Annotated in this window: 10 protein-coding genes; all 10 read left to right on the top strand. The window is 76.7% G+C overall.

Annotated elements, in window-relative coordinates; translation table 11 throughout:
* Window positions 1–946: ABC transporter ATP-binding protein (locus tag ATM99_RS08415; protein ID WP_062102465.1), on the top strand; the 946-nt coding region annotated here is incomplete at its 5' end.
* Entirely contained in the window at window positions 943–2,115 is a 1,173-nt protein-coding gene (locus ATM99_RS08410) for an ABC transporter permease (protein ID WP_062102464.1), read from the top strand. The genes ATM99_RS08415 and ATM99_RS08410, both read left to right, overlap by 4 nt.
* Window positions 2,116–2,229: 114 nt before the next feature.
* Complete coding sequence (locus ATM99_RS08405) at window positions 2,230–3,159, top strand: 3-oxoacyl-[acyl-carrier-protein] synthase III C-terminal domain-containing protein (RefSeq protein ID WP_062102463.1); 930 nt, start codon at window positions 2,230–2,232, stop codon at window positions 3,157–3,159.
* 14 nt (window positions 3,160–3,173) lie between these two features.
* Window positions 3,174–4,544, top strand: a complete 1,371-nt coding sequence (locus ATM99_RS08400) for a peptide ligase PGM1-related protein (RefSeq protein ID WP_062102462.1) — start codon at window positions 3,174–3,176, stop codon at window positions 4,542–4,544.
* Window positions 4,541–5,875 carry a type III PLP-dependent enzyme gene (locus ATM99_RS08395; protein WP_062102461.1) on the top strand — a complete coding sequence of 445 codons (1,335 nt, stop codon included), beginning with the start codon at window positions 4,541–4,543 and terminating at the stop codon, window positions 5,873–5,875. The genes ATM99_RS08400 and ATM99_RS08395 overlap by 4 nt, the downstream gene beginning before the upstream one ends.
* A gap of 55 nt (window positions 5,876–5,930) precedes the next feature.
* Complete coding sequence (locus ATM99_RS08390; RefSeq protein ID WP_062102460.1) at window positions 5,931–6,221, top strand: acyl carrier protein; 291 nt, start codon at window positions 5,931–5,933, stop codon at window positions 6,219–6,221.
* 11 nt (window positions 6,222–6,232) lie between these two features.
* Complete coding sequence (locus ATM99_RS08385; protein WP_150118209.1) at window positions 6,233–7,129, top strand: hypothetical protein; 897 nt, start codon at window positions 6,233–6,235, stop codon at window positions 7,127–7,129.
* Window positions 7,126–8,796: an acyl-CoA dehydrogenase family protein gene (locus ATM99_RS08380; RefSeq protein ID WP_062102458.1), complete on the top strand. Its 1,671-nt coding sequence runs from the start codon at window positions 7,126–7,128 to the stop codon at window positions 8,794–8,796. The genes ATM99_RS08385 and ATM99_RS08380 overlap by 4 nt, the downstream gene beginning before the upstream one ends.
* Window positions 8,797–8,924: 128 nt before the next feature.
* The gene (sbnB, locus tag ATM99_RS08375) at window positions 8,925–9,962 is read left to right on the top strand and encodes a 2,3-diaminopropionate biosynthesis protein SbnB (protein ID WP_062102457.1); all 1,038 of its coding nucleotides are present in this window, start codon (window positions 8,925–8,927) and stop codon (window positions 9,960–9,962) included.
* Window positions 9,963–10,000: 38 nt separating this feature from the next.
* The coding region (gene sbnA, locus ATM99_RS08370; RefSeq protein WP_150118208.1) for a 2,3-diaminopropionate biosynthesis protein SbnA at window positions 10,001–11,103 on the top strand (1,103 nt) is incomplete at its 3' end.

Genomic DNA, 11,103 nt, shown 5'->3' with positions numbered 1-11,103 from the left:
GGCCCCCGGCATCGAGGTCGGCGGCCTGCGCCGCGCGTTCGGTGCCGTCAAGGCCCTCGACGGCGTCGACCTGGTCGCGCGCGCGGGCGCCGTGACCGCGCTCGTCGGGCCCAACGGCTCGGGCAAGACCACGCTCCTGCTGGTGCTCGCCGGCCTGCTCGTCCCGGACGCCGGGCACGTGCGGGTCGCGGGCCACGACCCCGTGACCCAGAGCGCCGCGGCCCGCGCCCGCACCGGGTGGATGCCCGACGCGTTCGGCACCTGGGACTCCCTCACGGCACGCGAGGTGCTGACGACGTTCGCCGCCGCGTACCGCGTCGACCGGGGTGCCGTCGGCGCACGCGTCGACGAGCTGCTCGCGACCGTCCACCTGTCCGAGTACGCCGACCAGCCCGCCGCGGTGCTCTCGCGCGGGCAGAAGCAGCGCCTCGGCCTGGCCCGTGCGCTCGTGCACGACCCGCAGGTCCTGCTGCTCGACGAGCCGGCCAGCGGGCTCGACCCGCGCTCGCGTGTCGACCTGCGGCTGCTGCTGCGCCGCCTCGCCGACGAGGGCCGCACCGTCCTGGTGTCCTCGCACGTGCTGTCCGAGCTCGACGAGATGGCCGACGACGCCGTCTTCCTCTCGCGCGGCCGCACCGTCGTCGGACAGCCCGGCGGCGACGCCGCGACCGGCCTGCGCACGTGGCACGTGCGCGCGCTGGACCTGGGCGCGCTCACGACGTGGCTCGAGGGCGCGGGGGTCCCGTGGCGGCCCGACGACCGGCCGCTCGGCACGTCACCGACCGGCTCCGTCACGGGCGGCGTGCTGGTCGACGTCGCCGGCGAGACCGCCGCCGCGGCGCTGCTGCGCGACGCGGTGACCGCGGGCGTGCCCGTCGTGTCGTCGGCGCCCGCCGGCAGCGCGCTCGAGCAGGCGTACCTGGCCCTGGAGGAGGAGCGGCGATGACCACGCACACCCCGGCCCCCGCGGCCGCGACCCCGCCGGCAGCACCGACCGACGCACCCGCCGTCGGCACGTGGACCCTCACGTGGCACGGCGTGCGCACCGTCGCCGCCCTCGAGCTGCGCCAGCGCGTGCGCTCGTCGCGCTGGAAGGTGGCGCTCGGCGTGTGGTTCGCGGTCGTCGCCGCGATCACGCTGCTCGCGGGCGGCGTCATGCTGTTCGTCGAGGAGGCGTCGTACGACACGCAGGGCCGCGGCGTCGCGCTCGGCGCCGTCGTCACCGTCCTCGTGCTGGGCCTCGGGCTGCTGGTCACCCCGACGCTCACGTCCACGTCCGTCAACGGCGACCGTGCGGCGGGCACCCTCGCGACGCTGCAGGTCACGCTGCTGTCCCCGGTCGAGATCGCGCTCGGCAAGCTGCTCGCCGCGTGGGCGTCGGCGTGCGCGTTCCTCGTCGTGAGCCTGCCGTTCTACGTGGTCGCGCTGCTCATGGGCGGGGTCCCCGCCTGGACGCTGCCGCGCGTGCTGCTGCTGACCGCGCTCCTGCTCGCGGCCGTCTGCGGGATCGGCCTGGGCTGGTCGGCGCGCGCCGCGCGGCCCGCCGGCTCGACGGTCCTGACGTTCGTCACCGTCGCGGCGCTGACGGTGTTCTCGCCGGTGTTCTACGGGCTCACCTACCCGTTCCTCTCGAGCTCCCAGGAGGTCCAGGTCTACGGCGTGCCCGACGACCACTGGGCGGCCGTCGACGACTTCTGGGCGACCCAGGACGACGGGGACGTCGGCGTCCCGCCCGAGCCGACCTGCAAGGTCTTCACGGCGCAACGTCCCGTCGCGCACACCGAGGCCACGTGGTGGCTGCTCGCGATCAACCCGTTCGTGATCGTCGCCGACGGCGCCCTGCCCGGCACGTCCGACGGCTCGGCCTCGGTCGTCGAGGAGGTGCGCAGCACGACGCAGGGCCTGCGCGCCACGCGCCTGGGCGCCCCCGCCGTGCTCGACGAGTGCTGGACCGAGGACCGCGACGGCGCACCCGCCGAACGCGACGCCGCCGGCCCGATCTGGCCCTACGGGCTCGCTGCCGACCTGCTGCTGGGTGCGCTCGGGTTCGTCACCGCGGTCCGCCGGCTGCGCATCCCGCAGCGCACGCTGCCGCGCGGCACGCGCGTGGCGTGACGGCGCGGCGGCCGCACCGCCGCCCGTCAGTCGACGGTCAGCGACCCGTCATGCCCGGTTCCTAACGTCTGCCCCGCAGCGGCCGCAGCGGCCGCGGCGGACGGGGGGCCGGGCATGACCGCGATCGTCGACGTGGCCACCTACGTGCCGCGCCAGGTGCCGCTCGCCGAGCGCCAGACCGAGCTCGGGATCTCGGACCAGGACCTGCGGCGCTACTCCCGCGCGTTCGGCTACGAGCAGGTCTGCTACGACCCGTCGCAGACGGAGGCGCAGATCCTGCTCGGCGCCGCGCGCGCGCTGCCCGGCCTCGCCGGTCACGAGCACCGCGTCCGCTACGTGCTGCGCCCGCGCACGATCCGGTCCGCGTCCCCGTACCCGCACTCGCCGCTGCGCGAGGTCACCGACGCCCTCGGCCTCGGCAGCGCGCAGGCCTTCGCCGTCACCGAGCAGGCGTGCGCTGCCGGGCTCCTTGCGCTCGACACCGCCGGTGCGCTGCTCGCGGCCGACCCGGACCCCGAGGCGCTCGCCCTCGTGCTCGTCGGCGAGAAGACCTACGGCACCGTCGGGCAGCTGATCCCCGGCATGGCGGTGCTCGGCGAGGCCACGGCGGCCGTCCTGGTCGCGGCCGACGGCGACCGCGACGTGCTGCTCGGCTACAGCGCGACGATCACGCCGATCCCGGGGTCGGGCCTGACCATGGACGGCCCGGCCGTCGCCGCGTTCGGTGCCGTGTACGGCTCGACGCTCGCGGCCGTGGTCGACGAGGCGCTCACCGCCGCGGGGCTGCGCGCCGAGGACCTCGCGCTGTACCTGCCGCACAACATCAACAAGATGCTGTGCCAGCGCACCGCGAGCAACCTCGGCCTGCGCCGCGACCAGGTGGTCACCGACAACATCGCGCGCACCGCGCACTGCTGGGGCGCCGACACGTTCCTTAACTACCGCACCGCCGTGGACACGGGCCGGCTCGCGCCCGGCGACCACTACCTGATGACGTCCGTCGGGCTCGGCGCCACGTTCGCCGCCGCCGTCCTCCGCCACTGAGAGCAGGCGACCACATGACCGTCCCCCCGTTCGCCCACCGCCTGCGGTCCGCCGTCACGGGAGCGCCCGACACCCCGCTGGTGCTGCTCGGCAACTTCGAGGTCGAGCAGGAGTGGGCCCGCGGCGAGGTCACGCTGCCGCGTCTCGCCGCGGCGACCGGCACCGCCGTCGTCAACCGGCTCGACGAGCTCGCGCTGCTGCTCGGGAACCCGGGCGACGTCGTGGTCGTGAAGGCGGCCCCGGACCCCGGCCTGCTGCAGGACCTGGCCGACCTCGGGTTCGCCCTGCCGGACGTGGTGGTCGCGCGCAACCACCCCGAGCGCACCGTCACCGAGGACGCGCTCGACGACCCCGCCGCGCTGGCCGCGCTCCGCGCGCTCGTGCCGTCGGGCCACCAGCTGCTCCCCCACGGCGCCTCCGAGGTCGAGGCGCGGCTCGCGCGCACCACCGGCCTGCCGCTCGCAGCCCCTGCCCCCGCGCTCGTGCGGCACGTCAACTCGAAGGTGTACAGCCGCCGGCTCGCCGACGCGCTCGGGATCCGGCAGCCGACGGGCTGGGCCTGCACGACCGTCGACGAGTGGCAGGCCGCCGTCGCGGCGGCGGAGCCCCTGCTCGGGGCGGGCCCCCTGGTCGTCAAGGAGGCGTTCGGGGTGAGCGGCAAGGGCATCGCCGTGGTCGACGACGAGCGTCGCCTGCACCGGGTCGCGCGGCTCGTCGCGTCCCGCGCCACGCACGGCCGGCTCGCGTTCTGCCTCGAGCGCTGGCTCCCCAAGGCGCGCGACCTCAACTACCAGCTGACGGTGGACCGCAGCGGCGCCGTCACGTTCGACGTGGTCAAGGAGGCGCTCACCGAGGGCGGCGTCCACCGCGGGCACCGCTTCCCGCCCGACCTGGACCCGGCCCACGACGCCGAGCTCCGCGCGACCGGCGAGGCCGTCGGTGCCGCGCTCGCGGCCGACGGGTTCTTCGGCGTCGTCGGCATCGACGCGATGACGCTGACCGACGGCACCCTCATGCCGCTGCTCGAGATCAACGCGCGCAGCAACATGTCGACCTACCAGCTGCCCCTCCAGGAGCGGCTCGTGCCGCACGGCGCGGCGGTGCTCGCGCGGCACTACGCGGTGCGGTCGCACGAGCCCGTGGCGTACCACCACGTGCGGGCGGCGCTCGGTGCCGACCGCTACGACCCGCGCACGGGCACGGGCGTCGTGGTCCACAACTTCGCGACCGTCAACGCCGCGCACGCCGCGCGGACCGCCGACGACGCCGGACGGCCGGCCACGGGGCGCCTCTACGCGCTCGTGGTCGCGCGCGACCGCGCGCACCTCGACGAGATCGACCACCGGGTCGACGCCGCCCTCGACCTGCTGGAGGCAGCCGCATGAGCACCACCGCACCCCCCGCCGCGCCGACGACGCCCACCGCCACCGAGCTGACCGTGCAGGGCGTCCCCGTCAGCGAGATCGCGCGCACGTTCGGCACGCCGTGCTACGTGTACGACGCGGACGTGCTGCGCGACACGCTCACCGCGCTGACCGCGGCGCTGCACCCCCGCGTCGAGCCGTTCTACTCCCTCAAGGCCAACCCGAACATGTCGGTGCTCGCCGTGCTGCACGCGCACGGCGCACGCGCCGAGGTGTCGTCCCTGGCCGAGCTGCGCACCGCGCAGCTGGTCGGCACCGAGCCCGACGACATCGTGTTCCTCGGCCCCGGCAAGAGCCGCGCCGAGCTCGTGGCGTGCCTCGAGGGCGACGTCCACGCGATCGTCTGCGAGTCCCTCGCCGAGCTCGCGCTCGTCGACGCGCTCGCCGCCGACCTGGGCCGGCGGCCGCGCGTCCTGCTGCGGCTGAACCCCAGCTTCTCCGTCAAGGGCTCCGGCCTGACGATGGGGGGCAAGCCGCGCCAGTTCGGGATCGACGACGTGCAGGTGCTGGACGCGGACCCGCTGGTCGACGCGCACCCCCACGTGCGCGTCGCGGGCGTGCACGTGTACATGGGGACACGCATCCTCTCGGTCGAGGCGATCGCGGAGAACACCCGCGGCGTGCTGCGGCTCGCGGAGCAGGTCGCCGAGCGGCACGGCTTCCCGCTCGAGACCGTGGACGTCGGCGGGGGACTCGGGGTGGCGTACTTCGACGGCGAGACCGATCTCGACGTCGACGAGCTCGCGGCCGCCGTGAACCCGGTCGTCGACGAGTTCGTGCGACGGCACCCCGCGACCCGGATCGTGATGGAGCTCGGCCGGTACCTCACCGCGCGCGCCGGCACCTACGTGACGCGCGTGCGCGGCACGAAGACGTCGCGCGGCGAGCGCTTCGCGGTCGCCGACGGCGGCACGCACCACCACATGGCGGCGGTCGGCATCGGCTCCTTCGTGCGCCGCAACTTCCCCGTGGCGCTCGTGGGGCGCACCACCGACGAGCCGCTCGAGGAGTGGACCGTGACGGGTCCGCTGTGCACGCCGAACGACGTGGTCGCACGGCGTGCGCTGCTGCCCCCGCTGCGCACCGGGGACCTCGTCGGCGTGCTCCGCTCGGGCGCCTACGGCCCGACCGCGTCACCCGTGCTCTTCCTGAGCCACGGCGCCCCCGCCGAGGTCCTCGTCCTCGACGGGGCACCGCACCTCGTGCGGGAGGCCGACACGGTCGAGTCGCTGCTGCGACCCCAGCGCCTCGTGCCGCTGCCGCCCACCGCGGGCTCCGCACCACGGCCCTGAGCACCGCCGCCCCCGGCGGGCGACCGCCCGCCGCCCCACGGAAGAAGGAACCGACGTGACCACCACCGCCGACAGCACCTCCCCCGCCCCCGGCAGCACCGACGACGAGGTGACGGCCGCGGTCGTCGCCGCGCTCGAGACCGTCCTCGAGCGTCCCGTCCCCGGGGTGACGCGCACGACGTCGCTGTTCCACGAGGTCGGCCTCGACTCGACGGGCGTGCTCGACCTGCTCATGGTGCTCGAGGAGACGCTCGACCTCGAGCTCGACATGGAGAGCCTGGAGATGAAGGACTTCGCCACGGTCGGCACGCTCCGCGACTTCCTCGTGGCGCAGCGGGCGGCCTGACCGTGTACACGATGGTGCCCCCGCGGCCGCGCGCCGCGGGGGACGCACCGGCGCGGGCCGGCCACGCCGCCCGCACGGCCGTCACGGCGGTCGTCGCACGGCGCTTCGCCACCCCGGAGCGCGAGCACCACGAGGCGGCGCGCACGTTCCTGCGGTCCGCGGTGCCCGCGGCCGGGGTCGTGCTCGACGCCACCGACCTGCGGGACGCGCGCGGCCACGCGTACGCCGACATGGCCGCCGCCGTGCTCGGCGACGTGCTCGCGGGCCGCCCGCTCGACCTGCTGGTGCTCGCGCACGTCGTGCCCGACCTCGCGCTGGAGGACGTCGCGACGATCTCCGCGGGCGAGCTGGTCGGCGGGGTCGGCGCGTCCTTCGGCGTCTCCGACCAGGGCTCGCTCGCACCGTTCACGGCGCTGCACCTGGCGGACGTGTTCGCCGCACGGCAGGGGCTCGCGCGGGCCGCGGTCGTGGTGGTCGACCAGCACGTGCTGCCGTACCGGACCGACCGCTCTGCCGCGCAGCAGCTCGTGGGCGACGCGGCCGTCGCGCTGCTGCTCGAGCCCGCGCCCGACGCGGGGCTGCGCCTGGCCCACCGGACCGGCCTGCACGGCGCCGACGACGACGCGTGGCGACGCGCGGTCGCCGCCGTGCGCGACGATCTCGTGGACGCCGACGCACCGCCGCCGACCGTCGTCGTGGGTGCCGGCGCCGACACCGGCTGGCTGGGTCCCCTGCACGAGGTGGCCGGGGACGTCACGCACGCAGGCCCCGGGTACCCCTGCAGCGGCGTGTGGCAGGCGCTCGCGGCGTCCTCCGCGGGCACCGGCGGCGCGCCCGTGCTCGTGCTCGAGGCCGACCCGCTGGTCGGCGCCGTGCACGGCGCCCGGCTCGCGGCCCGCCCGGCATGACCGGGTTCGCCGCCGCGCGCGCCCGCGCACGGCGCGCGGGCGCGGTCGCGACGCTCGCGACGCTCGGGCGGGACCCGGACCCGGTCGCGCTGCTGGGCGCGCGCCTCGGTGCGAGCGAGCGGCTGCGCGACCTGACGGTCGACCGGCTGCGCACCCGGTCGAGCGGCGACTCGACGCTGCTGCTGCAACCCGTGATCCGGACGCAGCTCGTGGAGGCCCTCACGGCGCACCTCGAGGTCGCCGCCGGTGCCACGACGCTCGACGACGCGGCGACCACGGGGACGGCCGGCGCCGCCCGCCTCGACGCCCTGCACCGCACCGTGACGTCGACCGACCGCCTGCTGCTGCGCTGCCACGGCGCGACCGGATACCTGGTGGGCGGCGTCGGCGGCGACGTCGACGCCGGCGAGCGCGCGGCCGACCGCCTCGGCCGGGCGACGACCGCCGCACCGGCACCCGCACAGCACGCCGCACCGCCCGCCGCCGCGCAGCCGTCGGGGCGCACCGCCGCGGACCCGGCGCCGCCCGGCGACCTGCCGCAGCTGCGTCGCACCGCACGGGCGTGGGCGCGCGAGCTCGCCGACCGGGCCGCCGTGCTCGACGCCGACCCGGCGCGGGCCGCGTCGCTCGTCGACCTCGCGGGCCCGCGGTGGCTCGCGACGGCCGGGATCCCCCGCGACGAGGGCGGCACCGCGCTGCGCTCGGACGGGCGCGACGTCACGGGCGCGTCCGCCGTGGAGCGCGCCGTCGTGCTCGAGGAGCTCGCGCGCGGCGACCTGGGTGCCACGCTGGCGGCACCGGGACCGTCGATGTCCGGCGTGCTCGTCGCGCACCTCGCGGACGACGACCAGCGGCGGCGCTTCCACGGGGCGCTGCTCGAGCGCCCCACGTGGACGTGCTTCGCGCTCACCGAGCCGGGGCACGGCTCGGACGCGACCGGTCTGCGCACGCGCGCGGACGCGGCACCCGGCGGCAGCCTGGTCCTGCGCGGCGAGAAGCGCTACATCGGCAACGCCGCCCGCGCGGACCTCGCGGTCGTCTTCGCCCGCCGCGCACCGGGTCCGCTGGGCATCGGCGCCTACCTGGTCGACGCGCGGGACGCGCGGTTCCTCGCGACGCCGCTGGACACGCTCGGGCTGCGGGCCGCCCAGCTGTGCGCCGTGCGGCTCGCCGACCTGCCGGTCGACCCGGACGACGAGCTGGGTCGCCGGCGCCGCCCGGGACGCCGCGGCCTGCGCGCCGCCGTCGCGGTGTTCCACCGGCTGCGGCCGGGGGTCGCGGCGATGGCCGTGGGGGTCGCCGCGTGCGCCGTCGACGTGCTGGACGACGCCTGGCCGCGGCCCCCGCGCGACGTCGCGGACGCCCGCGCCGGACTCGTCCACGAGATCGCGGCGGTGCGCACCCTCGTGCTCGACGCGGCGTACCGCGTCGACGCGACGGGCGACGGCACGGCGGGCGCGCTCGCGAAGGCCCGCGCGTGCCGGCTCGCGGAGGAGGTGACGCTCGAGGTCGCCCACCTGCTGGGGCCCGGCGCGCGCGACCGCTTCCCCGTGCTGGACCGCGCCGTCCGGGCCGCGCGCGGCCTCGAGTTCATGGAGGGGGCGCGCAACGTGCAGGCGCTCACGGCGTTCCGCGGGCTCGACGCCGGCCACCTCGGGGCTCCATGAGGCGGGTGCCGGCGCGGATCAGCGGCCGGTCAGCGGCGGATCAGCGCCCGATCAGCGCGCCTGCCCATGCTGGACGGGAGAGCACGGCCGGGGCGCCGCCCCGCCGGACCCACGACGTGAGGACCGCCATGACGACCACGCCCGCGCCGCCGACCTTCGCCGTGATCGGCGGCGACCAGGTCGCGGCGACGCTCGCGGGCCAGGAGCCCGCGGTCCTCGCGCTCGTGCAGGCCACGTACCTGCTGCACGAGGACGGCGGCACCGTGAACCCGCCGTCGTCGTTCCTCCGGTTCCCCGGGCGGCCCCGCGACCGGATCATCGCCCTCCCGGCGTCGATCGCGACGGGCGACCCCGTGGACGGCATCAAGTGGATCGCGAGCGTGCCCGACAACCTCGCACGCGGGCTGCCGCGCGCGTCGGCGGTGACGATCCTCAACGACCCGGTGTCCGGGCACCCGTACGCGTGCCTGGAGTCGTCCACGATCAGCGCCGTGCGGACGGCCGCGTCGGCCGCGCTCGCGGCACGCGTGCTGCTGGCCGGCCGCGGCGGTGCCGTGCGCGTCGGCGTGCTCGGTGGCGGCGTCATCGCCCGCCACGTGCACCACTACCTGCTCGCTGCCGGCGTGCCGGTGGCGGCGGTGGGCGTGCACGACCTCGACGCCGGCCGGGCCGACGGCTTCGCCGCGCACGTGCGGGCGACGGCGCCCGGCACCCCCGTCGCGGTGCACGGCGCCGCGGAGGGGCTCGTGCGGTCCAGCGACCTGCTGGTCCTCACCACGGTCGCCCCGGAGCCGTACCTGACCGACCCCGCGTGGTTCGCCCACCACCCCGTCGTGCTCAACGTGTCGCTGCGAGACCTGTCCGCCGACGTGGTGCTGGGGTCGGCGAACGTCGTCGACGACGTCGAGCACGTCCTCAAGGCGGGCACGTCGGTGCACCTCGCGGCGCAGCGCACGGGTGACCGGTCGTTCGTCACGGGGACCCTCGCGCAGGTGCTGCGCGACGAGGTGCACGTGCCCGTCGACCGCACGGTCGTCTTCTCCCCGTTCGGGCTCGGCGTGCTCGACCTCGCGCTCGCCAAGCACGTGCACGACTCGCTGCGGGACTCCGGCCGGCTCACCGCCGTCCCCGGGTTCTTCGGCACGCCGGGGCCCGCCGGCGCCTGACACCGCACCGTCCGCACCGACGCACCCGGGGGGCACCCATGACCGTCATCACCGCGGCCGACCAGTTCAACGTCGACGACCTGTTCGTCGACCTGCTCCCGCTGTTCGGGGAGCGCCTGCTCCTCAAGTGCGAGGGCATGAACCTCGCCGGGTCGGTGAAGCTCAAGGCGGCCATGAGCATGCTCGACGACGCCGAGCGCGCGGGCCTGCTGACCGCCGGGGGGCGGCTCGTCGAGAGCTCGTCGGGCAACCTCGGGATCGCGCTCGCCGTCGCGGCCGCGGGCCGGGGCTACGGCTTCACGTGCGTGACCGACGTGCGCTGCAACCCCGTGACCGTCCAGCTGATGCGGGCGCTGGGCGCGGACGTCGAGGTGGTCGACACGCCCCTGACGGACGGCGGCTACCTCGCGGCGCGGATCGCCCGCGTGCGGCAGCTGCGAGCCCTGCACCCCGGCTGGGTGTGGCTCAACCAGTACGAGAACCCCGCGAACTGGCGCGGCCACTACGCGAGCACGGGGCCGGAGATCGTCGCCGCGCTCGGGCACGTGGACGTCCTGTTCGTCGGCGCGGGGACGTGCGGCACGCTCATGGGCGTCACGCGGTACCTGCAGGAGCACTCCCCCGGGACACGCGTGGTGGGGGTCGACAGCGCCGGGTCCGTGACGTTCGGCGGCCCGCCGGGCGTGCGTCACGTCCCGGGGCTCGGGGCCGGAGTCCGGCCGCCGATGCTGGACGCGGCGCGCCTCGACGACGTCGTGGTCGTGGACGAGGTCGACACCGTGCGCGCCTGCCGGGCGATGGCCGCCCGCGGGTTCCTGTTCGGCGGGTCGACGGGGACGGTCGTCGCGGGGGCCGTCGGCTGGCTCGCGCGCCACGGTCGCGACGTCGACGTCGCGGTCGCCATCTCCCCCGACCTGGGCGAGCGCTACCTGGACACCGTCTACGACGACGCGTGGGCGCTGGCCCGCTACGGCGACGCCGCGCTGCTGCCCGGGCTGCACCGGGCGCGGGACGCCGCCGCCCCCGGGGGTGCGCCCGCGCCGCCGTGGGACGCCGCCCCGTCACCGGTCGCCGCGCCCGACCTCGAGCCGGTGGTGACGCCGCCGGTGGCACCCGCGGCCGTGGTCGGCACCGCACCGGC

The sequence above is a fragment of the Cellulomonas sp. B6 genome (assembly GCF_001462455.1).
Classification (GTDB): domain Bacteria; phylum Actinomycetota; class Actinomycetes; order Actinomycetales; family Cellulomonadaceae; genus Cellulomonas.
This window is presented reverse-complemented; position numbering and strand designations above follow the sequence as displayed.